The organism is Streptomyces sp. NPDC093598 (assembly GCF_044764825.1).
Taxonomy (GTDB): domain Bacteria; phylum Actinomycetota; class Actinomycetes; order Streptomycetales; family Streptomycetaceae; genus Streptomyces.
The window spans coordinates 355,087-380,169 of sequence record NZ_JBIWIV010000001.1 but is presented as its reverse complement, the minus strand read 5'-3'; the positions used below and the strand labels follow the sequence as shown (position 1 = coordinate 380,169).

Annotated in this window: 22 protein-coding genes; 16 read left to right on the top strand and 6 right to left on the bottom strand. The window is 70.4% G+C overall.

What is annotated here, in order from left to right; genetic code table 11:
* The first annotated feature begins 96 nt into the window (after positions 1–96).
* The 9 genes from ftsW (at position 97) to ACIRDU_RS01720 (ending at position 8,623) form a co-directional block, all read left to right on the top strand.
* Positions 97–1,461, top strand: coding sequence for a putative lipid II flippase FtsW (ftsW, locus tag ACIRDU_RS01760; protein ID WP_403572955.1), 1,365 nt, complete (start codon positions 97–99; stop codon positions 1,459–1,461).
* A gap of 6 nt (positions 1,462–1,467) precedes the next feature.
* Positions 1,468–2,565, top strand: a complete 1,098-nt coding sequence (murG, locus tag ACIRDU_RS01755; RefSeq protein ID WP_030848223.1) for an undecaprenyldiphospho-muramoylpentapeptide beta-N-acetylglucosaminyltransferase — start codon at positions 1,468–1,470, stop codon at positions 2,563–2,565.
* A 26-nt stretch (positions 2,566–2,591) separates the two neighbouring features.
* Complete coding sequence (locus ACIRDU_RS01750) at positions 2,592–3,386, top strand: cell division protein FtsQ/DivIB (protein ID WP_403572952.1); 795 nt, start codon at positions 2,592–2,594, stop codon at positions 3,384–3,386.
* A 288-nt stretch (positions 3,387–3,674) separates the two neighbouring features.
* The gene (ftsZ, locus tag ACIRDU_RS01745; RefSeq protein ID WP_403572949.1) at positions 3,675–4,868 is read left to right on the top strand and encodes a cell division protein FtsZ; all 1,194 of its coding nucleotides are present in this window, start codon (positions 3,675–3,677) and stop codon (positions 4,866–4,868) included.
* Between the two features lie 10 nt (positions 4,869–4,878).
* Positions 4,879–5,610 (top strand): peptidoglycan editing factor PgeF, encoded by a 732-nt coding sequence (pgeF, locus tag ACIRDU_RS01740; protein ID WP_403572946.1) that lies wholly within the window; start codon positions 4,879–4,881, stop codon positions 5,608–5,610.
* A 6-nt stretch (positions 5,611–5,616) separates the two neighbouring features.
* Positions 5,617–6,336 (top strand): YggS family pyridoxal phosphate-dependent enzyme, encoded by a 720-nt coding sequence (locus tag ACIRDU_RS01735; RefSeq protein ID WP_403572943.1) that lies wholly within the window; start codon positions 5,617–5,619, stop codon positions 6,334–6,336.
* 129 nt (positions 6,337–6,465) lie between these two features.
* Positions 6,466–7,107, top strand: coding sequence for a cell division protein SepF (locus ACIRDU_RS01730; protein WP_053671894.1), 642 nt, complete (start codon positions 6,466–6,468; stop codon positions 7,105–7,107).
* Between the two features lie 59 nt (positions 7,108–7,166).
* Entirely contained in the window at positions 7,167–7,451 is a 285-nt protein-coding gene (locus tag ACIRDU_RS01725) for a YggT family protein (RefSeq protein ID WP_007448661.1), read from the top strand.
* A gap of 53 nt (positions 7,452–7,504) precedes the next feature.
* Positions 7,505–8,623, top strand: coding sequence for a DivIVA domain-containing protein (locus tag ACIRDU_RS01720; protein ID WP_403572939.1), 1,119 nt, complete (start codon positions 7,505–7,507; stop codon positions 8,621–8,623).
* Between the two features lie 165 nt (positions 8,624–8,788).
* Here the strand turns inward: ACIRDU_RS01720 and ileS are convergent, their stop codons facing one another.
* Entirely contained in the window at positions 8,789–11,932 is a 3,144-nt protein-coding gene (gene ileS / locus ACIRDU_RS01715; protein ID WP_403572937.1) for an isoleucine--tRNA ligase, read from the bottom strand.
* A gap of 600 nt (positions 11,933–12,532) precedes the next feature.
* Here ileS and ACIRDU_RS01710 point away from each other — a divergent pair.
* The 6 genes from ACIRDU_RS01710 (at position 12,533) to ACIRDU_RS01685 (ending at position 18,410) form a co-directional block, all read left to right on the top strand.
* Entirely contained in the window at positions 12,533–13,780 is a 1,248-nt protein-coding gene (locus ACIRDU_RS01710) for a TraR/DksA C4-type zinc finger protein (protein ID WP_403572934.1), read from the top strand.
* 89 nt (positions 13,781–13,869) lie between these two features.
* On the top strand, positions 13,870–14,472 hold the full coding sequence (lspA, locus tag ACIRDU_RS01705) for a signal peptidase II (protein WP_403572931.1): 603 nt from the start codon (positions 13,870–13,872) through the stop codon (positions 14,470–14,472).
* A 43-nt stretch (positions 14,473–14,515) separates the two neighbouring features.
* A complete protein-coding gene (locus tag ACIRDU_RS01700) occupies positions 14,516–15,460 on the top strand; it encodes an RluA family pseudouridine synthase (protein ID WP_403572928.1) in 945 nt (314 codons plus the stop codon).
* Positions 15,457–15,924 (top strand): GNAT family N-acetyltransferase, encoded by a 468-nt coding sequence (locus ACIRDU_RS01695; RefSeq protein WP_403572926.1) that lies wholly within the window; start codon positions 15,457–15,459, stop codon positions 15,922–15,924. Before ACIRDU_RS01700 ends, ACIRDU_RS01695 begins: the two co-directional genes overlap by 4 nt.
* 95 nt (positions 15,925–16,019) lie before the next feature.
* Positions 16,020–17,606 (top strand): Na+/H+ antiporter, encoded by a 1,587-nt coding sequence (locus ACIRDU_RS01690; RefSeq protein WP_403572923.1) that lies wholly within the window; start codon positions 16,020–16,022, stop codon positions 17,604–17,606.
* Between the two features lie 63 nt (positions 17,607–17,669).
* Complete coding sequence (locus ACIRDU_RS01685; RefSeq protein ID WP_403572920.1) at positions 17,670–18,410, top strand: SDR family NAD(P)-dependent oxidoreductase; 741 nt, start codon at positions 17,670–17,672, stop codon at positions 18,408–18,410.
* Positions 18,411–18,489: 79 nt separating this feature from the next.
* Here ACIRDU_RS01685 and ACIRDU_RS01680 read toward each other — a convergent pair whose 3' ends face one another.
* Positions 18,490–19,626: a mechanosensitive ion channel family protein gene (locus ACIRDU_RS01680; protein ID WP_403572917.1), complete on the bottom strand. Its 1,137-nt coding sequence runs from the start codon at positions 19,624–19,626 to the stop codon at positions 18,490–18,492.
* A 62-nt stretch (positions 19,627–19,688) separates the two neighbouring features.
* Between ACIRDU_RS01680 and ACIRDU_RS01675 the strand changes: the two genes are divergently transcribed.
* Positions 19,689–20,303 (top strand): dienelactone hydrolase family protein, encoded by a 615-nt coding sequence (locus ACIRDU_RS01675; RefSeq protein ID WP_403572915.1) that lies wholly within the window; start codon positions 19,689–19,691, stop codon positions 20,301–20,303.
* 6 nt (positions 20,304–20,309) lie between these two features.
* Here ACIRDU_RS01675 and ACIRDU_RS01670 read toward each other — a convergent pair whose 3' ends face one another.
* The 4 genes from ACIRDU_RS01670 to ACIRDU_RS01655 all read right to left on the bottom strand — a co-directional run bounded on the left by ACIRDU_RS01670 (position 20,310) and on the right by ACIRDU_RS01655 (position 25,083).
* The gene (locus tag ACIRDU_RS01670) at positions 20,310–21,980 is read right to left on the bottom strand and encodes an alkaline phosphatase D family protein (protein ID WP_403572912.1); all 1,671 of its coding nucleotides are present in this window, start codon (positions 21,978–21,980) and stop codon (positions 20,310–20,312) included.
* 92 nt (positions 21,981–22,072) lie between these two features.
* Positions 22,073–22,891, bottom strand: a complete 819-nt coding sequence (locus ACIRDU_RS01665; RefSeq protein WP_403572910.1) for a thioredoxin domain-containing protein — start codon at positions 22,889–22,891, stop codon at positions 22,073–22,075.
* Positions 22,892–22,969: 78 nt separating this feature from the next.
* On the bottom strand, positions 22,970–23,665 hold the full coding sequence (locus tag ACIRDU_RS01660) for a hypothetical protein (RefSeq protein ID WP_403572908.1): 696 nt from the start codon (positions 23,663–23,665) through the stop codon (positions 22,970–22,972).
* A 77-nt stretch (positions 23,666–23,742) separates the two neighbouring features.
* On the bottom strand, positions 23,743–25,083 hold the full coding sequence (locus ACIRDU_RS01655; RefSeq protein ID WP_403572906.1) for a DUF2252 domain-containing protein: 1,341 nt from the start codon (positions 25,081–25,083) through the stop codon (positions 23,743–23,745).

Genomic DNA, 25,083 nt, shown 5'->3' with positions numbered 1-25,083 from the left:
CTGGGAGGGACGCGTGACACGCATGTGGCTGGTGCCCGAGCGGCCTGGGGGCGCGCACCGCGCAACGTCCCCCTCCGGCACGGCAGGGTGAGCGGGATGCCCACCAGCCGCACCGGACGGCCCCCGATCCCGCGCGCCCCCAAGCGCCCCGCCCCGCCCCGGCTCACGCGTGAGATCGGCGTCCTGAGCCTCTACGCCCGCGCGCGCCGGGGCTGGGACCGGCCGCTGACCGCCTACTACCTGATCCTCGGCGGCAGTCTGCTGATCACCGTGCTGGGGCTGGTGATGGTCTACTCGGCCTCCCAGATCACCGCGCTGCAGATGTCGCTGCCCGGTTCGTACTTCTTCCGCAAGCAGCTGCTCGCGGCGGTGATCGGCACCGGCCTGCTGCTCGCGGCCTCGCGGATGCCGGTGAAACTGCACCGGGCCCTCGCCTACCCCATCCTCGCGGGCGCCGTCTTCCTCATGGCCCTGGTGCAGGTCCCCGGGATAGGAGTGTCGGTCAACGGCAACCAGAACTGGATCGCCCTCGGCGGCTCCTTCCAGATCCAGCCCAGCGAGTTCGGCAAGCTCGCCCTCGTGCTGTGGGGCGCCGACCTGCTCGCGCGCAAGCAGGACAAGAGGCTGCTGAACCAGTGGAAGCACATGCTCGTACCGCTGGTGCCGGCCGCCTTCATGCTGCTGGGTCTGATCATGATCGGCGGCGACATGGGCACCGCGATCATCCTGACGGCCATCCTGTTCGGCCTCCTCTGGCTGGCCGGTGCCCCCACACGGCTGTTCGCCGGGGTGCTCTCGATCGCCGCCGTCCTCGGCCTGATCCTCATCAAGACCAGCGCCAACCGCATGGCCCGGCTGCAGTGCCTCGGCGCCACCGAACCCCAGTCGGGTCCCGTCGACTGCTGGCAGGCCGTGCACGGGATCTACGCCCTCGCCTCGGGCGGAATCTTTGGATCCGGGCTGGGCGCGAGTGTGGAGAAATGGGGTCAACTCCCCGAAGCCCACACCGACTTCATCTTCGCCGTCACCGGTGAGGAACTGGGGTTGGCGGGGACGCTGTCGGTACTCGCCCTCTTCGCGGCTCTAGGCTATGCGGGTATCCGCGTGGCCGGACGCACGGAGGACCCGTTCGTGAGGTATGCCGCGGGAGGCGTGACCACCTGGATCACGGCCCAGGCCGTGATCAACATCGGTGCGGTGCTCGGTCTGCTGCCGATCGCCGGCGTCCCCCTCCCGCTGTTCTCCTACGGAGGATCCGCCCTGCTGCCGACCATGTTCGCCATCGGGCTGCTGATCGCCTTCGCGCGTCAGGACCCCGCTGCGCGGATGGCGCTTGCGATGCGACAACCCCGCTTTGGTAGAAAGCGGGGGGCGGGGGGCACCGGTTCCGGTCGGGGCCCCCGGAGATGGAACACGATGCGACGGCGTGCCTCGGCGGCGCGCTCGTCCGGAGAGCGGTGAATTTCGGTGCATGTCGTACTCGCCGGCGGAGGAACCGCGGGCCACATCGAGCCCGCGCTCGCCCTCGCGGACGCCCTGCGCAGGCAGGACCCGAGCGTGGGCATCACGGCCCTGGGCACGGAGCGCGGCCTCGAGACCCGTCTCGTACCCGAGCGCGGGTATGAACTCGCGCTGATCCCCGCCGTCCCGCTGCCGCGCAAGCCCACCCCCGAGCTGATCACCGTCCCGGGCCGGCTGCGCGGCACCATCAAGGCGACCGAGCAGATCCTGGAGCGCACCAAGGCGGACGCCGTGGTCGGCTTCGGCGGCTACGTCGCCCTGCCCGGCTACCTCGCGGCCAAGCGCCTCGGTGTGCCGATCGTGATCCACGAGGCCAACGCCCGCCCGGGCCTGGCCAACAAGATCGGCTCGCGGTACGCCAGCCAGGTCGCCGTCTCCACGCCCGACAGCAAGCTGCGGGGCGCCCGTTACATCGGCATCCCGCTGCGCCGCTCCATCGCCACGCTCGACCGGGCCGCCGTACGCCCCGAGGCCCGGGCCGCGTTCGGCCTCGACCCGAATCTGCCCACGCTGCTGGTCACCGGTGGCTCTCAGGGCGCCCGCCGCCTGAACGAGGTCGTCCAGCAGGTCGCCCCGTGGCTCCAGCAGGCCGGAATCCAGATCCTGCACGCGGTCGGCCCGAAGAACGAACTGCCGCAGGTCCACCAGATGCCGGGGATGCCCCCCTACATCCCGGTAAGTTACCTGGACAGGATGGACCTCGCGTACGCCGCGGCCGACATGATGCTCTGCCGCGCGGGCGCGATGACCGTCGCCGAACTCTCCGCCGTCGGGCTCCCCGCCGCCTACGTCCCGCTGCCCATCGGCAACGGCGAACAGCGGCTCAACGCCCAGCCGGTGGTCAAGGCCGGCGGCGGACTGCTGGTCGACGACGCGGAGCTGACCCCCGAGTGGGTCCAGCAGAACGTCCTGCCCGTGCTCGCCGACCCGCACCGGCTGTACCAGATGTCCCGCGCCGCCGCCGAGTTCGGCCGCCGGGACGCCGACGACCTGCTCGTCGGCATGGTGTACGAGGCGATCGCCGCCAGTCGTGCACACCGATAGGACTGTATGACGGAAGGCAGGGGAGCGTGGCCGGATCGACCACCGCCGAGCGCGGTGAACGCCAGCGGGAGTCGTCCGGCCCGCCGCCCCGTCTGCGGTCGAGGCGGGCCAGGCTCCGCGCGATCGTCCTCCTGGGCCTCGCCCTGGTCTTCCTCGGCATCCCGACGGTCTGGCTGTTCTACGGCTCCGACTGGCTGCGCGCCGAGCACGTCTCCGTGTCCGGAACCCGGGTCCTGACGCCCACTCAGGTGGAGGCGGCCGCCGAGGTTCCGCTCGGGAAGCCGCTGATTTCCGTCGACACCGATGCGATCGAGACGCGACTGCGCCGGAAATTGCCCCGAATTGACGCGGTTGACGTGGTCCGTTCCTGGCCCCGCGGAATCGACCTGAAAGTGGTCGAGCGGACTCCGGTTCTGATTGTCCAAAAGGGCGGAAAGTTCGTCGAAGTGGACGATGAAGGTGTCCGTTTCGCCACGGTTTCCGAGGCGCCGAAAGGCGTGCCCGCACTGGAATTGACGCTCGTCCGGTCCAGCTCCGCCGCCGCGAGCCTGCGCCGCTTCGGCGAGTCCCGGCTGGTGCGCGAGGCGGTCGGCGTCGCCCGCGCGGTTCCGGCCGCCGTCGCGCGCGACACACGGACCGTCAAGGTCCGTTCCTACGACGACATCTCGCTGGAGTTGCGGGACGGCCGCACGGTCGTCTGGGGAAGCAGCGAGAAGGGTGCCGCGAAGGCCCGTACGCTCACCGCGCTGATGAAAGCATCGCCCGGTGCGCGGTACTTCGACGTGAGTGTCCCCACCGCCCCCGCGTCATCGCGGAGTTGACGCACATCTGCGCAGGCCAGCACCCTGGTTGGGCAGTGCTACGGCTGATCACATAGGGTGAAAAGAAAAACGGGAGGTTCGGCGTGTTCGTTGAACGTGCGCCACTTGTCGACTTAGTGTCCTGTTCAGAAGACTCCAAGGAACGGACACACTGGTAACCCTAAACTTCAGGGTTAGGGTTCGGGTCGGCGATACGGACCGTCCCATTCGGCATCAGTCGTCGGGTCGCGGGGCGCAGGGCGTCACGGTGATTCGGCGACACGTAACTCGAGGCGAGAGGCCTTCGACGTGGCAGCACCGCAGAACTACCTCGCAGTCATCAAAGTCATCGGTGTCGGCGGCGGTGGTGTCAATGCCATCAACCGGATGATCGAGGTCGGTCTCAAGGGCGTCGAGTTCATCGCCATCAACACCGACGCGCAAGCTCTGTTGATGAGCGACGCCGACGTCAAGCTGGACGTCGGCCGTGAACTCACCCGCGGACTCGGCGCCGGAGCCAACCCGGCCGTGGGCCGCAAGGCCGCCGAGGACCACCGCGAGGAGATCGAGGAGGTCCTCAAGGGGGCCGACATGGTCTTCGTGACAGCCGGTGAAGGCGGCGGCACCGGCACCGGCGGCGCGCCCGTCGTGGCCAACATCGCCCGCTCGCTCGGTGCCCTCACCATCGGTGTGGTCACGCGCCCGTTCACCTTCGAGGGGCGGCGCCGCGCGAACCAGGCCGAGGACGGCATCGCCGAACTCCGCGAAGAGGTCGACACCCTCATCGTCATCCCGAACGACCGGCTGCTGTCCATCTCGGACCGCCAGGTCTCGGTGCTGGACGCCTTCAAGTCGGCCGACCAGGTCCTGCTCTCCGGTGTCCAGGGCATCACCGACCTCATCACCACCCCGGGCCTCATCAACCTCGACTTCGCCGACGTCAAGTCGGTCATGTCCGAGGCCGGCTCGGCTCTGATGGGCATCGGCTCGGCCCGCGGCGACGACCGCGCGGTGGCCGCCGCCGAGATGGCGATCTCCTCGCCGCTGCTGGAGGCGTCCATCGACGGCGCCCGCGGTGTGCTGCTCTCCATCTCCGGTGGCTCCGACCTCGGCCTGTTCGAGATCAACGAGGCCGCCCAGCTGGTGAGCGAGGCCGCCCACCCCGAGGCCAACATCATCTTCGGCGCGGTGATCGACGACGCCCTCGGCGACGAGGTCCGGGTCACCGTGATCGCGGCCGGCTTCGACGGCGGCCAGCCGCCCGCCAAGCGGGACAACGTCCTCGGCTCGTCCTCGGCCAAGCGCGAGGAGCCGGCCCCGGTACGGCAGACCGAGAGCCGTCCGTCCTTCGGATCGCTCGGCAGCGTGACCCCGAAGGAGGACCCGGAGCCCACGCCGGAGCCGGTCAAGGACATCCCGGTCGCCCCGCCGGTCCCGCCGGCGCCGCGGACCTACTCGGACAGCGCGGCCGAGGAACTGGACGTACCGGACTTCCTCAAGTGATCCTTCAGTCGTGATAGGACAGCGCGAAAGCGTGAGCGGCGCGCACTTCGGCTTCACCGACCGGTGGGGCGGGGTGAGCGCCGCTCCGTATGAGGAGCTCAACCTCGGCGGAGCGGTCGGTGACGATCCCGACGCCGTACGCACCAACCGGGATCTGGCCGCCAAGTCCCTGGGCGTCGAGCCGGACCGGGTGGTCTGGATGAACCAGGTGCACGGGGCCGACGTGTCGGTGGTGGACGGCCCGTGGGGATCTTCGACCGGGATCCCGTCGGTCGACGCGATCGTCACCACGCGCCGGGGGCTCCCCCTCGCCGTACTCACCGCCGACTGCGTGCCGGTGCTGCTCGCCGACCCCGTCGCCGGGATCGCCGCCGCGGCCCACGCGGGCCGGCCCGGCATGATCGCCGGAGTCGTCCCGGCCGCGCTGCGCGCGATGACGGAGCTGGGCGCCGAGCCCTCCCGGATCGTCGCCCGCACCGGGCCCACCGTCTGCGGCCGGTGTTACGAAGTGCCCGAGGCGATGCGCGCCGAGGTGTCCGCCATCGAGCCGGCGGCGTACGCCGAAACCAGTTGGGGCACACCGGCGGTCGACGTGAGCGCCGGAGTGCACGCCCAGCTGGAGCGGCTCGGGGTGCGCGACCGGGAGCAGTCGCCGGTGTGCACGCTGGAGTCGCGTGATCACTTCTCGTACCGCCGCGACCGCACCACCGGTCGGCTCGCGGGCTATGTGTGGCTGGACTGATAGGGCATGACGGACCGTAAGGATGAACTCGCCGCGAACCTGGCGAAAGTGGAACGGCGTATCGCCGACGCGTGCGCGGCCGCGGGGCGGGCGCGCGACGAGGTGACCCTGATCGTGGTCACCAAGACCTACCCCGCGAGCGACGTGCGGATCCTGGCGGAACTGGGCGTGCGGCACGTCGCCGAGAACCGTGACCAGGACGCGGCCCCCAAGGCGGAGGCCTGCTCGGATCTGCCCCTCACCTGGCACTTCGTGGGTCAACTCCAGACCAACAAGGTGCGATCCGTGGTCGGTTACGCGAATTTCGTGCAGTCCGTCGATCGTTCCAAGCTCGTCACCGCGTTGTCGAAGGAGGCCGTCCGGGCCGAACGCGAGCTGGGATGTCTTCTCCAGGTCGCACTCGACGCCGGTGAGAGCGGCCGGGGCGAGCGCGGCGGCGTCGGGCCCGGCGGAGTAGGGGAGTTGGCCGATCTCGTGGCCGGCGCCCCGGGGCTCCGGCTCGACGGACTGATGACCGTCGCGCCGCTCACCGGGGAGTACGCGGGACGCGAACGGGCCGCCTTCGAGCGGTTGCTGGATTTGTCTACCGACCTGCGCCGGAGTCATCCGGCTGCCACCATGGTCTCGGCAGGGATGAGTACGGACCTCGAACAGGCCGTGACGGCCGGAGCGACACATGTGCGCGTCGGCAGCGCGGTACTCGGAGTCCGCCCCAGGCTCGGGTAACGTCGCCAAGAAGTCGGACCACAGCAGAAAATATGGTCATTGCCGCCGAAAGGCGGATTCAAGGACCTCGTGGATCGCGGGCACTTGGCAGTCGTCAGCCGATCCACCACAGAGCGGAGGACTCAGAGCATGGCCGGCGCGATGCGCAAGATGGCGGTCTACCTCGGCCTCGTGGAGGACGATGGGTACGACGGCCGCGGATTCGACCCCGACGACGACTTCGAACCCGAACTGGACCCGGAGCCCGAGCGGGACCACCGGCGGCACGAGCCGTCCCACCAGCCGCACGTCTCACATCAGCCCCAAAGGGACGAAGAGGTACGAGTCGTACAGCCGCCCGCGCCTCGCGAACCGGCCCCCCGTTCCGCTTCGCTACCCGCGGAATCCAGCCGCCCGGCGCGCATCGCGCCCGTGGCATCCATCACACAAGAACGCGCAAATCTGGAGAAGAACGCACCGGTGATCATGCCCAAGGTCGTATCGGAACGAGAGCCTTACCGGATCACCACGCTTCACCCGCGGACCTACAACGAGGCCCGTACCATCGGGGAACACTTCCGTGAAGGCACTCCGGTGATCATGAATCTGACTGAGATGGATGACACAGACGCGAAGCGACTTGTCGACTTTGCGGCCGGTTTGGTGTTTGGTCTTCACGGCAGCATCGAGCGGGTGACGCAGAAGGTGTTCCTGTTGTCGCCTGCTAACGTCGATGTCACGGCGGAGGACAAGGCCCGCATCGCAGAGGGCGGGTTCTTCAACCAGAGCTGAGACGCACCACCGGAACATCAGTACACAGCAGGGCACTGGGGAGAGGGAAGCAACAGGTCATGAGCGTGGTTTTGGATGTCGTCTACATCGCGCTGATGTGCTTCCTCATCGTGCTCATCTTCCGGTTGGTCATGGACTACGTCTTCCAGTTCGCCCGCTCATGGCAACCCGGCAAGGCGATGGTGGTCGTTCTTGAGGCCACCTACACTGTCACTGATCCACCGCTCAAGCTTCTGCGGCGGTTCATTCCGCCGCTGCGTCTCGGGGGCGTGGCGCTCGACCTGTCCTTCTTCGTACTGATGATCATCGTCTACATCCTGATCTCGATCGTGAGCCGGCTGTGAGCGATGTGAACTACGGTCTTGCCGAATGCCGACGACTACGTTGAGGTGAAGAGATGCCGTTGACCCCCGAGGACGTGCGGAACAAGCAGTTCACGACCGTCCGCCTCCGAGAAGGCTATGACGAGGACGAGGTCGATGCCTTCCTCGATGAGGTCGAAGCCGAACTGACCCGCCTGCTCCGTGAGAACGAGGACCTGCGCGCCAAACTGGCCGCGGCCACGCGCGCTGCTGCGCAGAACCAGCAGAACATGCGCAAGCCTCCGGAGCAGCAGGATCAGCAGCAACAGCAGCAGCAGGGCATGCGCGGTCCCGGTGGTCCCGTGCCCGCCGGCATATCGGGCCCGCCGCAGCAGCAGATGGGTGGCCCCATGGGTGGTCCGCCCCAGCTGCCGAGCGGTGCCCCGCAGCTGCCCGCCGGTCCCGGCGGTCAGGGTGGACCCCAGGGTCCCGGTCCGATGGGCCAGGGTCCGGGTCCGATGGGCCAGCCCCCGATGCAGCAGCAGATGGGCGGCCCGATGGGCGGCCCCGGCCCGATGGGCGGCCCGATGGGCGGCCCCGGTCAGCAAGGCCCCGGTGGCGACAGTGCCGCCCGCGTCCTCTCGCTGGCCCAGCAGACCGCCGACCAGGCGATCGCGGAGGCCCGTTCCGAGGCCAACAAGATCGTGGGCGAGGCGCGTTCGCGTGCCGAGGGTCTGGAGCGTGACGCCCGTGCCAAGGCCGACGCCCTGGAGCGGGACGCGCAGGAGAAGCACCGCGTCGCGATGGGCTCCCTGGAGTCCGCCCGCGCCACGCTGGAGCGCAAGGTCGAGGACCTGCGCGGCTTCGAGCGCGAGTACCGCACGCGCCTGAAGTCGTACCTGGAGTCGCAGCTGCGCCAGCTGGAGACCCAGGCCGACGACTCGCTGGCCCCGCCGCGCACCCCGGCGACCGCCTCCCTCCCGCCGTCCCCGGCGCCTTCCATGGCTCCGGCCGGCGCGAGCGCCCCGTCCTACGGCGGCGGCAACCAGACGATGGGCGGCGCACCCTCGCCGGCCGGTCCGTCCTACGGCGGTCAGCAGATGTCCCCGGCGATGACCCAGCCGATGGCGCCGGTGCGTCCGCAGGGCCCGTCCCCGATGGGGCAGGCGCCCTCGCCGATGCGGGGCTTCCTGATCGACGAGGATGACAACTGACGGCCTGATGGCCGGTAGTACGGCATAGACGTCGGCAGCGTTCAGGGCGAGGCCCCGGGTTCCCACCCGGGGCCTCGCCCTTTTGCCATGCGCGTTCGTGCGTACGCAACGCCGAAGGCCCGGACCCGCCAAGATCTTTGCGGGTCCGGGCCTTCGGCCTGAGCGTTACGCCTTGCGCAGGCGGAACGTCAGGGACAGCCCCTCGTCGGTGAACGGCTCGCCGTAGGTGTCGTCCGCCTCGCCCTGGGCGAAGTCGGTGGCGAGGACCTCGTCGGCGATCAGGCCGGCGTGGTCGGTCAGAGCCTCGACGGTCGCCTGGTCCGTGGCCGTCCAGCGCAGCGCGATGCGGTCGGCCACGTCGAGGCCGCTGTTCTTGCGGGCCTCCTGGATCAGGCGGATCGCGTCACGGGCCAGGCCGGCGCGGCGGAGCTCCTCCGTGATCTCCAGGTCCAGGGCGACCGTCGCGCCCGCGTCGGACGCCACCGACCAGCCCTCGCGCGGGGTCTCCGTGATGATGACCTCGTCGGGCGCCAGCGTGATGGTCTCGCCGTCGACCTCGACCGACGCCGTGCCCTCGCGCAGGGCCACGGACAGGGCGGCCGCGTCAGCGTTCGCGACGGCCTTGGCCACGTCCTGGACGCGCTTGCCGAACCGCTTGCCCAGCGCGCGGAAGTTGGCCTTCGCCGTGGTGTCGACCAGGGAGCCGCCGACCTCGCTCAGCGTCGCCAGGGACTCGACGTTCAGCTCCTCCGTGATCTGCGTGCGCAGTTCGGAGTCCAGCGTGTCGAAGCCCGTCGCCGCGATCAGGGCGCGGGACAGCGGCTGACGCGTCTTGACGCCCGACTCCGCGCGCGTGGCACGGCCGAGCTCCACCAGCCGGCGCACCAGCACCATCTGCTTCGACAGCTCCGGGTCGATGACGCCGAGGTCCGCCTTCGGCCAGGACGACAGATGGACCGACTCCGGAGCGCCCGGGGTGACCGGGACGATCAGGTCCTGCCACACCCGCTCGGTGATGAACGGGGTCAGCGGGGCCATCAGCTGGGTGACCGTCTCGACGACCTCGTGCAGCGTGCGCAGGGCCGCCTTGTCGCCCTGCCAGAAGCGGCGACGGGAGCGGCGCACGTACCAGTTGGACAGGTCGTCGACGAACGCGGACAGCAGCTTGCCGGCGCGCTGGGTGTCGTAGGCGTCCAGCGCCTGGGTGACCTGGTCGGTGAGGGCGTGCAGTTCGGACAGCAGCCAGCGGTCCAGGACCGGGCGGTCGGCCGGGGCCGGGTCGGCATCGGACGGGGCCCAACCCGTCGTACGGGCGTACAGGGCCTGGAAGGCGACCGTGTTCCAGTACGTCAGGAGCGTCTTGCGGACGACCTCCTGGATGGTGCCGTGGCCCACGCGGCGGGCCGCCCACGGGGAGCCGCCGGCCGCCATGAACCAGCGGACCGCGTCGGCGCCGTGCCGGTCCATGAGCGGGATCGGCTCCAGGGTGTTGCCCAGGTGCTTGGACATCTTGCGGCCGTCCTCGGCGAGGATGTGGCCGAGGCAGACGACGTTCTCGTACGACGACTTGTCGAAGACCAGCGTGCCGACCGCCATCAGCGTGTAGAACCAGCCGCGCGTCTGGTCGATGGCCTCGCAGATGAACTGCGCCGGGTAGCGCGCCTCGAACAGCTGCTTGTTCTTGTACGGGTAGCCCCACTGCGCGAACGGCATCGAGCCCGAGTCGTACCAGGCGTCGATCACCTCGGGCACGCGCGTGGCCGTCTTTCCGCATCCGTCCTGCGGGCAGCCGAAGGTGACCTCGTCGATGAACGGGCGGTGCGGGTCCAGGCCCGACCGGTCGGTGCCGGTCAGCTCGGTCAGCTCGGCGAGGGAGCCGACGCAGGTGAGGTGGTCGTCCTCGCAGCGCCAGATCGGCAGCGGGGTGCCCCAGTAGCGGTTGCGGGACAGCGCCCAGTCGATGTTGTTGTGCAGCCAGTCGCCGTAGCGGCCGTGCTTGACCGTGTCCGGGAACCAGTTGGTGCCCTCGTTCTCCGCGAGGAGGCGGTCCTTGAGCGCGGTGGTACGGATGTACCAGGAGGGCTGCGCGTAGTAGAGGAGCGCGGTGTGGCAGCGCCAGCAGTGCGGGTAGCTGTGCTCGTACGGGATGTGCTTGAAGAGCAGGCCGCGGCTGTCGAGGTCCTCGGTGAGCTTCTCGTCGGCCTTCTTGAAGAAGACGCCGCCCACGAGCGGGACGTCCGCCTCGAAGGTGCCGTCCGGGCGGACCGGGTTCACGACCGGCAGGCCGTAGGAGCGGCAGACCTTGAGGTCGTCCTCACCGAAGGCGGGGGACTGGTGGACCAGACCCGTGCCGTCCTCGGTGGTGACGTACTCGGCGTTGACCACGAAGTGCGCCGGCTCCGGGAACTCGACGAGCTCGAAGGGCCGCTGGTACGTCCAGCGCTCCATCTCCGCGCCCGTGAAGCTCCGGCCGGTGGTCTCCCAGCCCTCGCCGAGGGCCTTGGCGACAAGCGGCTCGGCGACGACGAGCTTCTCCTCGCCATTGGTCGCGACGACGTACGTGACCTCGGGATGCGCGGCGACCGCCGTGTTGGAGACCAGGGTCCAGGGCGTGGTCGTCCACACCAGGAGCGCGGCCTCGCCGGCCAGCGGGCCGGAGGTGAGCGGGAAGCGGACGAAGACCGACGGGTCGACGACCGTCTCGTAGCCCTGCGCCAGCTCGTGGTCCGACAGGCCGGTGCCGCAGCGGGGGCACCAGGGGGCGACGCGATGGTCCTGGACCAGCAGGCCCTTGGTGAAGATCTCCTTCAGCGACCACCAGACCGACTCGATGTACTCGGGGTCCATCGTGCGGTACGGGTCCTGGAGGTCGGTCCAGTAGCCCATGCGGGTCGTGAGCTCTTCGAAGGCGTCCGTGTGCCGGGTGACCGACTCGCGGCACTTCGCGTTGAACTCGGCGATGCCGTACGCCTCGATGTCCTGCTTGCCGGAGAAGCCGAGCTCCTTCTCGACGGCGAGCTCCACCGGCAGGCCGTGACAGTCCCAGCCGGCCTTGCGGGCCACGTGGTAGCCGCGCATGGTGCGGAAGCGGGGGAAGACGTCCTTGAAGACGCGGGCCTCGATGTGGTGGGCACCGGGCATGCCGTTGGCGGTGGGCGGGCCCTCGTAGAACACCCACTCGGGGCGGCCCTCGGACTGCTCCAGGCTCTTGGCGAAGATCTTCTGCTCGCGCCAGAAGTCGAGCACGGCGTGCTCGAGGGCGGGCAGGTCGACCTGGGCGGGCACCTGGCGGTACGTCGGCGATGTCATCAGCGGGCTTCCTCCGGCGGACTTGCTGCCTTCCGTCCGGAGGGACGAGAGCTACGTCTGCCTGCGCCGCCTTCGGCGCGCTCCCGCGGTACCACCCTCCTTGGCCCTCCGGCACGGGGTGTGTGCCGGTGAGCCCCCTCATTGGGGTCGCGATGCCGGGTCTACTGGCCCTGAGGCGTTCTTCCGGCGGCTCCGGGGTGATCTTCACGTCGCGCTCGCCCCCGGGCTTCCACCGTCCCCGGGTCGCTCTGGGCTGCGTACGCCGCTACTCGTCCCCATCCACGCTTTTCGCTCCGCCCAGTGTACGGCGCCGCGCGGACAGCGGCCGACCGGTTTTCGGGGCTGCAGGGGGTGGGGTGCCGAGGGGGGTGCGAAATAGGTTTGATGACCCGAATGGCGCGGTATGGGTGTTCGGATCCTGGGACGTCCGGCTCGGCGGATTACCGAGCGGGGAGCTGGGCACAACGGATGCAGGTTCGCCGCGCGCGTGCGCGAGGCGGGCGAATCGGGCGGTGTGCCCCGTTGCCGCGGGACTCGAGTCGATTTATCGTCCCAGCACGATTCGCGAGCAAGATCACAATATGTGAAGGGGCCGCGGCCATGGTGGCGAGAAAGACCGCCGTACAGCAGCCGGCGTCCGGCAGGTCCGCGGAGGCCTCCGGCGGTGCGGCCAAGGACGTGGGCGGGAAGAAGTCCACGCAGGGGGGCTCGGCGGGACGTGCGGTGAAGGAGAGCGGGGGGAAGGCGGCCGGGGGGACGAAGGCGGCCGAGAAGCAGGCCACGGCCAGGAAGGCCGTGACCGAAAAGGCCGTGACGAAGAAGGCCGTGACGAAGAAGGCCGTGGTCGAGGAAGGCGTCGCCGGGGAAGCCGTGGTGAAGAAGGCGGCGACCAGGACGAAAGCGGCCAGAACGGCAGCGGTCAGGAAGGCCACGGCAGAGGCACCGGCCGGGAAAGCGCCGGTGGCCGAGGCATCGGCCGGGAAGCCGGCGGGGAGGAAGGCAGGGAAGACCGCCTCGGCCGAGCAGGCGGCAGGGAGGAAGACGGGGGCCGAGAAGACCGCGGGGAGGAAGACGGGGGCCGGGAAGACCGCCCCGGCCGAGAAGACCGCGGTCAGGGAGACGGCGGGCAGGACGGCGGCCATCGAGAAGTCCGTCGGCAAGAAGACCGCCGCCAAGAAGACCGCTGACAAGAAGTCCGCCGGCAGGAAGGCCCCGGCCGAGAAGGCCGCCGGAGGCAGGAGCACCACCACGAAGAGCGCGGCCGGGAAGGGCGCTGCCCGGACCGGCGCGGTCACACAGGACACGGCCGCGAGCAGCACGGCCACGAAGGCGGGTGCGGCCGAGGCCGCGCAGCAGACGGGAGCGACGACGGTGGTTGCGAAGAAGACTCCTGGCACGGCCACGGCGGCGAAGACCGCCGTCCCGAAGGCGCGGGTCGCCGCGGCGGAGCCCGGTGAGCTCGCGGTACGCCCGGGTGAGGACCCCTGGACGGCGGAGGAGGTCGAGGAGGCGCGGTCCGAACTGACGTCCGAGGAGACCCGGCTGCGCGAGGAGATCACGTCGTCGGAGCGGTCGCTCGCCGGTCTGATGCGGGATTCCGGTGACGGGGCGGGCGACGACCAGGCGGACACCGGCACCAAGAACATCACCCGCGAGCACGAGCTGGCGCTGGCCGCCAACGCCCGCGAGATGCTCATCCAGACCGAGCGCGCCCTGGAACGCCTGCATGCGGGCACCTACGGCCTGTGCGAGAACTGCGGCAACCCCATCGGCAAGGCCCGCATGCAGGCCTTCCCGCGGGCCACGCTGTGCGTGGAGTGCAAGCAGAAGCAGGAGCGCCGGTACTGACCTGCCGCCGAATGCCTCCTGAGCACGTGGGGCGTCCGGGGTGTGCCGTACCCTCGTCCTCAGTCAGGCACCTAGGTTGAGGGACTCACGTGGCAGAGGCGGAGCGCATCATCGGTACGCCGGACACACCGGACGCGACCGGGGGCGGCGAGGAGCGGCCCGACTCCGAGGGCACCCCGGCCGGCGAGGCCACCGGGCAGCCCCGGGGCAGGCGGCGGATCGCGGTGCTGTTCGCCGTCGCCGCGTTCGCGTACGCCCTCGACCTGATCAGCAAGCTGATCGTGGTGGCCAAGCTGGAGCACCACCCGCCCATCGAGATCATCGGGGACTGGCTGAAGTTCGAGGCGATCCGCAACGCGGGCGCGGCCTTCGGCTTCGGCGAGGCCTTCACCGTGATCTTCACCATGATCGCGGCGGCGGTGATCGTGGTGATCGCCCGTCTCGCCCGCAAGCTCTACAGCCTGCCCTGGGCGATCGCGCTGGGCCTGTTGCTCGGCGGTGCGCTGGGCAACCTCACCGACCGGATCTTCCGGGCGCCGGGCGTCTTCGAGGGCGCGGTCGTGGACTTCATCGCGCCCAAGCACTTCGCCGTCTTCAATCTGGCCGACTCGGCGATCGTGTGCGGCGGCATCCTGATCGTGCTGCTGTCGTTCAAGGGCCTCGACCCGGACGGCACCGTCCACAAGGACTGAGCGCGCGTACAGCCCTGTCGGAGCCGTCCGGCATACTCGACGGGTGAGCACGATTCCCGAGATCCGAACCCTGCCCGTGCCCGACGGCCTGGAGGGCGAGCGCGTCGACGCCGCCATCTCCCGCATGTTCGGCTTCTCCCGGACCAAGGCGGCCGAACTCGCCGCCGCGGGGAAGGTCACGGTCGACGGGTCGGTGGTCGGCAAGTCGGAGCGCGTGCACGGCGGCGCCTGGCTGGAGGTCGAGATGCCGCAGGCGCCCGCGCCGGTGCAGGTCGTGGCCGAGCCGGTCGAGGGCATGGAGATCGTGCACGACGACGATGACGTGGTCGTGATCGTCAAGCCGGTGGGCGTGGCCGCGCACCCGTCGCCGGGCTGGACCGGGCCGACCGTCATCGGAGGCCTCGCCGCCGCCGGGTACCGGATCTCCACCTCCGGCGCCGCCGAGCGCCAGGGCATCGTGCACCGGCTCGACGTGGGCACGTCCGGGCTGATGGTCGTGGCCAAGTCGGAGTACGCGTACACGTCGCTGAAGCGCCAGTTCAAGGAGCGCACGGTCGACAAGCGCTACCACACGCTCGTCCAGGGCCACCCCGACCCGACCAGCGGCACCATCGACGCGCCCATCGGCCGGCACCCGCAGCACGACTACAAGTGGGCCGTCACCGCCGAGGGCAAGCCGTCCGTCACGCACTACGACCTCATCGAGGCGTTCCGCGCGGCCTCGCTGCTCGACGTGAAGCTGGAGACCGGCCGCACGCACCAGATCCGCGTCCACATGGCCGCCCACCGGCACCCCTGCGTCGGCGACCTCACCTACGGCGCCGACCCGACGCTCGCCAAGCGCCTCGGCCTGACCCGCCAGTGGCTGCACGCGGTGCGGCTCGGCTTCGAGCACCCCGGGGACGGTCAGTGGGCGGAGTTCTCCTGCGACTACCCGGAGGACCTGCACCAGGCCCTGGAGCAGGTCCGCGAGGAGACGTACGCGTGAGCACCCCGTACGTGGTGCGGGTCGCCGATGACCCGGCCGACCGGGAGGCGTGCTTCGCGGTGCGCAAGGAGGTCTTCGTCGGCGAGCAGGGCGTGCCGGAGGACCTCGAGTACGACGCGTACGACGTCGGCGCGGTCCATGTGCTGGCGGTCCGGGAGGACGGTGTGCCGCTCGGGACCGGGCGGCTGCTGTACGGGGAGGCGGCCGTGGCGCAGACCGGCGCCGGTCCGTCCGTGGGCTCCCTCGGCCGGCTCGCCGTGGCGGGCCCCGCGCGCGGGCTCGGTGTCGGCGCCGCCCTGGTGCGGGCCATCGAGGACGCGGCACGCGCGCGTGGGCTCGCGGCCGTGGATCTGCACGCGCAGACGCACGCGCTGGGCTTCTACGAGCGGCTCGGCTACGAGCCGTACGGGCCCGAGTACCTGGAGGCGGGCATTCCGCATCAGGGGATGCGGCGTTCCCTTTAGCCCCTCGTGGCGGGTGCCGAATCGGTTTGTGCCGGGCGTTGCGTGGCAGGCTTGAGGTCAGTCGTGTGAACATTTGACCTCCCGGAGCGCTGACCGTGGATCAGTTGGCCCTGCTGTTCGTGCTCTTGCTCGGGGCCGTGATCAGTGTCCCCGTGGGCGACCGGTTCTCAGTGCCCGCGCCGGTGCTGATGACGCTGCTGGGCATAGTCCTCGCGCTGCTGCCGTTCGTGCCGAACGTCGAGATCCCGCCGGACCTGATCCTGCCGCTGCTGCTGCCGCCCCTGCTGTACGCGGCCGTGCGGCGCACGTCCTGGCGGCAGTTCGCGGCGAACAAGAGGCCGATCTTCCTGCTGGCCGTGGCGCTGGTGTTCGTCACCATGGCCTGCGTGGCCGCTGTGGCCGACGCGATCGTGCCGGGGCTGCCGCTCGCCGCGGCGTTCGCGCTGGGCGCGCTGGTGGCGCCGCCGGACCCGGTCGCGGCGACCGCCGTGGCCGGACAACTGGGACTGCCGCGCCGGCTGGTGTCGATCCTGGAGGGCGAGGGGCTGTTCAACGACGTGACGGCCATCGTCCTGTACCACGTGGCGATCGCCGCCGCCGTCAGCGGGACGTTCTCGCCTTGGAAGGCCGGACTCGATCTGGTGCTGTCGGCCGTGGTGGCGGTGGCCGTGGGCCTCGCGCTGGGCTGGGGCGCGAACAAGCTGATGGAGGTACTCGGCGACGCGACCCTGCAGATCGGGCTGACCCTGCTGGTGCCGTACGCCTCGTACGTCATGGCCGAGGAGCTGCACGGCTCGGGTGTGCTCGCCGTGCTCACCACCGCGCTGTTCCTCGCGGAGTACGGCTCGGACGCCGACGACGTCATGACGCGGCTGGCCGGACACACGTTCTGGAACATCGTCGACACGCTCGTCACCGGCGTCGCGTTCGGGCTGGTCGGGCTGGAGTTGCACAACGCCATCCGGACGGCCTCCGGGCGGTGGGGCGAACTGCTCGAGTGGGCGGCGGTGGTGGTGGTCGTCGTCGTGTTCGCCCGGCTGCTGTGGCTGCTGCCGGCGACCTGGCTGACCAAGCGGCTGCACGCGCGGCGGGACTACGACGAGGACATCCCGGTGAGCTGGCGCGAGACCGTGGTGATGTGGTGGTCGGGGATGCGCGGGGTGGCCTCGGTCGCGCTGGTGCTGGCCATTCCGCTGGAGACCGATGCCGGCGCGCCGTTCCCCAGCCGGGACGAGATCATCTTCATCGCGTTCGGGGTGATCATGGCGACGCTGGTGCTTCAGGGACTGACGTTGCCCTGGCTGGTGCGGCGGCTCGGCGTGAAGGCCGACACGGACCAGGAGAGGGAGTTCGCGAAGGAGCTGGCGATCCGGGCGTCCAAGGCGGCGAAGCTGAGACTGCGTGAGATCGAGGGGAGCGAGGAACTGCCGGAGGAGCTGTCCGAGCAGATGCTGCGGCGGGCCTACGACATCGGGGTGCGGATCAGTCCCGAACTGGCGGAGGACGAGCGCCGCGAGGCGTACCGGGAGGGGGCCCGGCGGGTGAAGCGGGTGCGGCGCATTCAGCAGGAGATGCTGAGTGCGGCGCGGCACGAGGTGCTCGCGGCGCGGAGTGAGCCCGGGGCGGACCCCGAGGTGGTGGACCGGGTTCTGCGGCACCTCGACGTCCGTAGCCTGCGGTGAGCCACCGGCGGCCGCGGCTGCGGGTTTGACGGCGGGCGGTCGCGGAGTCGTAGAGTCGGCCGTATGGCGCGAAATGTGGTAATCAGTGGCGGAGGTACGGGAATTGGGCTCGCGGCGGCCCGGGTGTTCGCCGCGGACGGGGATCGGGTGCTGTTGCTCGGGCGGCGGGCCGACGTGCTGGAGAAGGCCGAGGTGCCCGGCGCGCTGACGTACACGGCCGATCTCGCCGAGCCGGAGGACGTGCGCGGTGTCGCCGCCTTCGTGGAACGGGAGCTGGGGGCTGTGGACGTGCTCGTGCACAGCGCCGGCGGCAATGGGCTGCTCGAACCGGATGCGCCGGGTGACGATCCGCTCGCGGCCGTCGCGCACACCTGGAGCGTGAACTTCCGGCTCAACACCCTGACGGCGGTGCTGCTCACCGAGGCGCTGAAGCCGCGGCTCGCCGAGCCCGGCGGGCGGGTGCTGTTCCTCAGCTCCATCGCCGCCTACCGGGGGTCCGGGAGCGGGGCGTACGCGGCGGCCAAGGCGGGGCTGCATCCCTACGCCCACGATCTCGCCCGGGAGCTGGGGCCGCGCGGCATCACCGTGAACGTGGTCGCGCCCGGCTACATCGAGGACACCGAGTTCTTCGGGGACGCGATGGCCGAGGAGCGGCGGGCGCGGCTCATCGGCGAGACGTCGAACGGGCGGGCCGGAACCCCGGGGGACGTCGCCCAGACCCTGCACTGGCTGGCCTCACCGGGCGCCGGGCACATCACCTCGCAGATCATCCAGGTCAACGGCGGCGCCGAGCGCGGCCACTGACTCGGCGGACAAAGGGAGGGCCGGCCGCGAGGCGGCCCGGCCCTCCCTCTGTCCTAGGGGCGCGAGCCCGCCTCGATCGTCAGCGGTCCGGCCGTCCCGCGCCGTTTCCGTGGTAGCGGCGCTGCTGGGCCGGTACGGTCTGCGGGGCCGGGCGGTGGCCGTTGCTGCCGGCGGACGGCGGAAGGACCGCGTCCGCCGTGTTGACGCGGGGCAGCGCGTACGGGTGCTCGTGGGTCAGCCAGCGGACCATCTCCTCGCGGACCGTGACCCGCACCGTCCATATGTCGTCCGCGTCCTTGGCCGTCACCAGAGCCCGCACCTGCATGGTGGTCGGGGTGGTGTCCGTGACGCACAGGTTGTAGGCGCGGCCGTCCCAGGCCGGGCACTCGCGCAGGATGTCGCGGAGCTTGTCGCGCATCGCCTCCACGGGCGCCGAGTGGTCGAGGTGCCAGAAGACGATGCCGGTCATCTGCGGGGTGCCGCGCGACCAGTTCTCGAACGGCTTGGACGTGAAGTACGACACCGGCATGGTGATGCTGCGCTCGTCCCAGGTGCGGACGGTCAGGAACGTCAGCGTGATCTCCTCGACCGTGCCCCACTCGCCGTCCACGACCACGGTGTCGCCGATGCGCACCATGTCACCGAACGCGATCTGGAAGCCCGCGAACATGTTGCTCAGCGTGGACTGCGCGGCGACACCGGCGACGATGCCGAGGATGCCGGCCGAGGCCAGCAGCGAGGCACCGGCCGCCTTGAACGCCGGGAAGGTCAGCAGCATGCTCGCCGCGGCCACCACGCCGACGATCGCGGACACGACCCTCATGATCAGCGTCACCTGCGTGCGCACCCGGCGGACCCGTGCCGGGTCCCGGTGGGCCCGGGCATGGGCGTACCGGCTGTAGGACGTCTCGACGATCGCGGCCGCGATCCGGATGATCAGCCAGGCGGTCGAGCCGATCAGCACCAGGGTCAGTACCCGGCCGACGGCCTCCTCGCGGCTCTGCAGCAGTTGCGCCTGGTCGTACGAGCCTCTCAGCAGGGCGGCGCACAGCACGAGCTGGTAGGGGATGCGGGCACGGCGGAGCAGACCCCACAGCGGGGTCTCGTGGTGCCGTTCGTCGGCCTTGCGCAGCAGGAAGTCGGTGGCCCAGCCGATCACCAGCGTGAGCACGACCGAGCCACCGACCACGATCAGCGGTCGTAGCAGGTTCTCCATGCCACCGAACCTAACCGGCCATCGGGGTGCATGAACATGTGACTTCCGCTGCGTCGTGGGTAGTGCCGGGATCCCGGCACGTCACACCAGGCTGGCACCATGGCCTCATGAACATCATGCTGTTCCACTCGACCCAGGGTCTGCGGCCCGCGGTGCTCCAGGCCGCTGACAGACTGCGCGCGGCCGGACACGAGGTGTGGACGCCCGACCTCTTCGAGGGGCATACCTTCGACACGGTCGAGGAGGGCATGGAGCAGCAGGAGAAGATCGGCAAGGACGAGCTCCTGAAGCGTGCGGTGATGGCCGCCGCGCCCTACTCCGAGCGCGGACTGGTGTACGCGGGGTTCTCGCTCGGCGCCTCCATCGCGCAGACCCTGGCCCTCGGCGACGACAAGGCGCGCGGCCTGCTGCTGCTGCACGGCACGTCGGACATCGCGCCGGACGTCACGGCCGAGGACCTGCCGGTCCAGCTGCACGTGGCCGAGCCGGACCCCTTCGAGACGGACGACTGGCTCAGCGCCTGGTACCTCCAGATGGGCCGCACCGGTGCCGACGTCGAGGTGTACCGGTACGCCGGGGCCGGCCACCTCTACACCGACCCCGACCTGCCGGACTACGACGAGGAGGCCGCCGAGGCCACCTGGCGGGTGGCGCTCGGCTTCCTCGAAACCCTGTAGCGGCGGTTACACCGGGTCGTAGGAGCGCTCGACCTTCTGCGTTCCGCTGCGGGTGCGGTACGAGCGGGACCACTTGGCGGTCGCGTCACGCTTCGCGCGGTCGGAGATGACGTAGAAGTCCATCTGCGCGCGCTCGGCCGTGATGTCCAGCACACCGAAGCCGTGGCGGTCGGTGTCGACCCAGTGGACATGGCGGTTGGCGGCGCGGATGACCGGCGCGGCGACCGCCGAGACCGTGCCCTCCGGGACCTTGACGATGTCGTCGAGGTTGTCCGAGGTGACCGACGTGACGACGAACTCCGTGGCGGCCGACGGGGACAGCGGATACGTACCGGCGTCGACCGGCACGTCGTTGGCCCAGGCCATGTGGATGTCGCCGGTGAGGAAGACGGTGTTGCGGATCGCGTTCGCGCGCAGGTGCGCCAGAATCTCGCGGCGGTCGTCGGTGTAGCCGTCCCACTGGTCGGTGTTGAGGGCGAGGCCCTCCTGCGGCAGGCCCAGCAGCTTGGCCAGCGGCTTGAGCAGGTCGGCGGAGAGCGAGCCGATCGCGAACGGCGAGATCATCACCGAGTTGCCGACCAGGCGCCAGGTGGTGTCGGACGACTGCAGCCCCGCCTTGAGCCAGTCGAGCTGGGCCCGGCCGGTGAGGGTGCGGTCCGGGTCGTCGACCTCGCCGTTGCCGACCTTGACCTGCTGCGAGCGGAAGGAGCGCAGGTCCAGCAGCGAGAGGTCGGCCAGCTTGCCGAAGCGCAGCCGGCGGTAGGTGGTGCCCGCGATCGCCGGGCGCACCGGCATCCACTCGAAGTAGGCCTGCTTGGCGGCGGCCTGACGGGCGGACCAGGTGCCCTCGGCGCCCTCCGTGTGGTTCTCCGCGCCGCCCGAGAAGGCGTCGTTGGCGAACTCGTGGTCGTCCCAGATCGCGACGACCGGGGCCGTGGCGTGCAGCGCCTGGAGGTCCGGGTCGGTCTTGTAGCGGGCGTGCCGGGTGCGGTAGTCGGCGAGCGTGACGATCTCGTGGGCCGGGGCGTGCGGGCGGACGACCTTGCCGCGGGTGCCGTACTCGCCGGTGCCGTACTCGTAGATGTAGTCGCCCAGGTGCAGCCAGGCGTCCAGGTCGCCGCGGGCCGCGAGGTGCCGGTAGGGGGAGAAGTAGCCGGCCTCCCAGTTGGCGCAGGAGACGACGCCGAAGCGCAGGCCCGTGACGGCCGCGTCGTGCGCGGGGGCGGTGCGGGTGCGTGCGATGGGGGAGTCGGTGCCACCGGCGGAGAAGCGGAACCAGTAGTCGGTGCCCGGCTTGAGGCCGCGGATGTCGGCCTTCACGGTGTGGTCGGAGGCGGCCGTGGCGGTGGTCGAGCCCTTGGCAACGACGGTGGTGAACGCCTTGTCCTCGGCTACGGTCCAGCTCACCTCGGTGTCCGGGCCCGCTCCGGAGCCGGGTATCGCCTCCGGTACCGGAGTGACGCGGGTCCACAGCAGGACGCCGTCAGGCAGCGGGTCCCCGGAGGCGACGCCGTGCAGGAAGGCGGGTGCCTGGTCGACGGCGCGCGCCGGCAGGGTCGCTGCCAGCGGCCCGGCCAGGACAGCGGTCGCCGCCGCGGCCTTGACGACCGTACGGCGGCGCGGGGTGAGGGAGTTGATGCCCTCTGACGTATTCGATGATCTGTATCGACTGGTCACGACCGATCAGGTTACTGGTCGGTATGCACCCGAGCGGGCGAACTCCGGAAGTTCGCCCGCTCTTCACATCCCGACCGGTCCCTGACCTGCCGTCACTTCTTGAGGGCCTCGCCCACGACCCGGTTGAAGTCGGCCACCGTCATCAGCGGCGTGCCCTGGCTGTCGGCGGTGAGCTGCTTGCCGTCCATGACGAAGCCCGGCGTGCCCTTCACACCCTCCTTGTTGTCGTCGAAGGCCTTCGACATGGCCATCGCCCAGGCGTCGTAGGTGCCCTTCTCGACCGCGTCCTGGAACTTCTTGTTGTCCTTCAGCTCGGGGACGGTGTTCGCGACCTTGATGAGGTAGCTGTCGTCCTTGAACTTGTCGGTGGTCTCCTCCGGGTGGTACTTCGCCGAGTACAGCGCGGCCTTGTAGTCCAGGAACGCCTCGTCGCTCACGTTGAGCGCGGCGCCCAGGGCGCTCAGCGCGTTCTTGGAGCCCTCGCCGTTGTCCTTGTCGTCGATGAACGTGGCGCCGATGAACTGCATCTTGAACTTGCCGTCGTCGATGTCCTTCTTCACGGTCGGGCCGACGGTCTGCTCGAACTGGGCGCACACGGGGCAGCGCGGGTCCTCGTAGATCTTCAGCGTCTTCTTCGCCGAGTCCTTGCCGATGACGACCGTGGTGCCGTCGGTGCCCGTGGTGTTGGCGGGGGTGACGACCTTCTCGTCCTTCACCGCCTCCCAGTGGGTGGGCTTGTTGGCCTGGACGACGGCGTAGCCGATGCCGCCGGCTATCGCCAGGACGCCGACGATGGAGCAGGCGACGATGACCTGCCGCTTGGTCTTCGCGCGCTTGGCCTCGCGCTCACGCTCGACGCGCAGCCGCTCGCGGGCCGCCGTCTTCGCCGCCTGGCTGTTTCGCTTGCTCATGGTGATGTTCTCCGTGGGGGACGCGCACACCTGCGTGTGCGGAATACGTAAGGGGGACTGCCGGTGCTCGGAAGTGCCTCAAGCCGAGGCGGGTGAGCACGGCGGTCCACGCCGTCCCAGGGAGTACGCGAGGATCCGGTCGCGGGCGGTGAGCGTGCGGTCGGCGGCGCGCGCCGGCAGGCGCCGCCCGGCCGGGGCCCGCTCCACCGCGACCGCGGCGACGGCCAGCAGCAGCGGCCGGAACGTGGTAGCCGTCACCGCCCGCAGGAGCTGGGCCAGGGCCCGCTCGCCGCGGCGCAGCCAGACGGCGGCGAGGAGCCCGACGCCGATGTGCGCGCCGAGCAGCAGCCAGGCGGTGGCCGGGTCGGCATGGGCGACCGCGGCCGCCAGCCGGTCGGTGCCGGTGGCCCCGGCCATCCGGGCCAGGGGTGTGCCGACCTCACCGCCGCCGCAGAGCACGTCCAGCCCGACCGAGCGCAGGGGACCGGTGACCGGGCCGCCCGCCCGGCCGTAACAGGCGTGCTGACCGGTGGTGAACACCGTGTCGGCGGCCAGTTCCAGCGGGATCAGCAAGGCCGCGATCCTCCCGAAGGAGCGCTCACGGCCTGCCAGGGCGAACGCGATCACGAACACGGCGGCGGCGACCGCGGCCACCGTGCTCACCGGCAGCGGGGCTCCGGACAGCAGCACGTGCGACGCGGTGCTGAGCGTCACGACCACGGCCGTGAACAGCGCCGCGCGTACGGCTCTGAGCTGGGTCCCGGATATGTCCATAGCGAAAAGAGTCTGTCATGGGGGCCTGTAAGGGACCCCTAAAGGATGCCTGTGAGTGAGCGGAGGGCCCAAGCCGGTTACAGACCCGGAATCCGGCCGTTGCGGAACAGGTCGACGAAGGTCTGGTGGTCGGCACGCGCGCGTGCGCCGTAGCGGTGCGCGAAGTCCACCAGCAGGGGTGCGAAGCCCTCCTCGTCGGCCGAGATCACCGCGTCGATGGCCCGCTCCGTGGAGAACGGCACCAGGGACTCGCCGGACTGGTCGTCCGCCGCCGCGTGCATCGCGGCCGTCGCCCGGCCGAGGTCGGCCACCACCTGGGCGATCTCCTCCGGGTCGTCGATGTCGCCCCAGTCGAGGTCCACCGCGTACGGCGAGACCTCGGCGACCAGCTGGCCCGCGCCGTCCAGCTCGGTCCAGCCCAGCCACGGGTCGGCGTGCGCCTGGAGGGCGCGCTGGGAGATGACCGTACGGTGCCCCTCGTGCTGGAAGTAGTCGCGGATCGCCTGGTCCGTGATGTGCCGGGAGACCGCCGGGGTCTGGGCCTGCTTGATGTAGATCACGACATCGTTCTCCAGGGCGTCGCTGTGCCCCTCCAGCAGGATGTTGTACGACGGCAGCCCCGCCGAGCCGATGCCGATGCCGCGCCGGCCGACGACGTCCTTCACACGGTAGGAGTCCGGGCGGGCCAGCGAGCTGTCCGGGAGCGTCTCCAGGTAGCCGTCGAAGGCGGCGAGCACCTTGTACCGCGTGGCCGCGTCCAGCTCGACGGAGCCGCCGCCCGGCGCGAAGCGGCGCTCGAAGTCGCGGATCTCCGTCATCGACTCCAGCAGGCCGAAGCGGGTCAGCGAGCGGGCGTCACGCAGCGCGTCCAGCAGCGGGCCCTCGGCCGTGTCCAGCGTGAACGGCGGCACCTCGTCGCTCTTGGCGCCCGTGGCCAGGGCGTGGATCCGCTCGCGGTACGCGCCCGCGTACACCCGCACCAGCTCGGTGATCTGCTCGTCGCCGAGCGCCTTCGCGTAGCCGATCAGCGCGATGGAGGCGGCCAGGCGCTTCAGGTCCCAGGTGAAGGGGCCGACGTAGGCCTCGTCGAAGTCGTTGACGTTGAAGATCAGGCGGCCGTTGGCGTCCATGTACGTGCCGAAGTTCTCCGCGTGCAGGTCGCCGTGGATCCACACCCGGGACGTCCGGTCGTCCAGGTAGGGGCCGCCCCGCTGCGACCCGAACTCATCGGACACGGTCAGATCGTGGTAGAAGAGGCTCGCCGTCCCCCGGTAGAAGGCGAAGGCCGAGGCCGCCATCTTCCGGAACTTCACGCGGAACGCGGCCGGGTCGGCGGCCAGCAGCTGCCCGAAGGCGGTGTCGAAGACGGCGAGGATCTCCTCACCGCGGTGCTCGTCGTCGAGCTGCGGGAACGACAT

Excerpts from the sequence above, each read along its gene's own strand:
- ACIRDU_RS01720 (WP_403572939.1), top strand. The coding sequence starts at position 7,505 with ATGCCGTTGACCCCCGAGGACGTGCGGAACAAGCAGTTCACGACCGTC.
- ftsW (WP_403572955.1), top strand. The coding sequence starts at position 97 with ATGCCCACCAGCCGCACCGGACGGCCCCCGATCCCGCGCGCCCCCAAG.
- ACIRDU_RS01725 (WP_007448661.1), top strand. The coding sequence starts at position 7,167 with ATGAGCGTGGTTTTGGATGTCGTCTACATCGCGCTGATGTGCTTCCTC.
- ACIRDU_RS01660 (WP_403572908.1), bottom strand. The coding sequence starts at position 23,665 with ATGGACATATCCGGGACCCAGCTCAGAGCCGTACGCGCGGCGCTGTTC.
- ACIRDU_RS01665 (WP_403572910.1), bottom strand. The coding sequence starts at position 22,891 with ATGAGCAAGCGAAACAGCCAGGCGGCGAAGACGGCGGCCCGCGAGCGG.
- ACIRDU_RS01735 (WP_403572943.1), top strand. The coding sequence starts at position 5,617 with ATGACGGACCGTAAGGATGAACTCGCCGCGAACCTGGCGAAAGTGGAA.
- ACIRDU_RS01710 (WP_403572934.1), top strand. The coding sequence starts at position 12,533 with ATGGTGGCGAGAAAGACCGCCGTACAGCAGCCGGCGTCCGGCAGGTCC.
- ileS (WP_403572937.1), bottom strand. The coding sequence starts at position 11,932 with ATGACATCGCCGACGTACCGCCAGGTGCCCGCCCAGGTCGACCTGCCC.
- ACIRDU_RS01685 (WP_403572920.1), top strand. The coding sequence starts at position 17,670 with ATGGCGCGAAATGTGGTAATCAGTGGCGGAGGTACGGGAATTGGGCTC.
- ACIRDU_RS01655 (WP_403572906.1), bottom strand. The coding sequence starts at position 25,083 with ATGTCGTTCCCGCAGCTCGACGACGAGCACCGCGGTGAGGAGATCCTC.
- ACIRDU_RS01680 (WP_403572917.1), bottom strand. The coding sequence starts at position 19,626 with ATGGAGAACCTGCTACGACCGCTGATCGTGGTCGGTGGCTCGGTCGTG.
- ACIRDU_RS01730 (WP_053671894.1), top strand. The coding sequence starts at position 6,466 with ATGGCCGGCGCGATGCGCAAGATGGCGGTCTACCTCGGCCTCGTGGAG.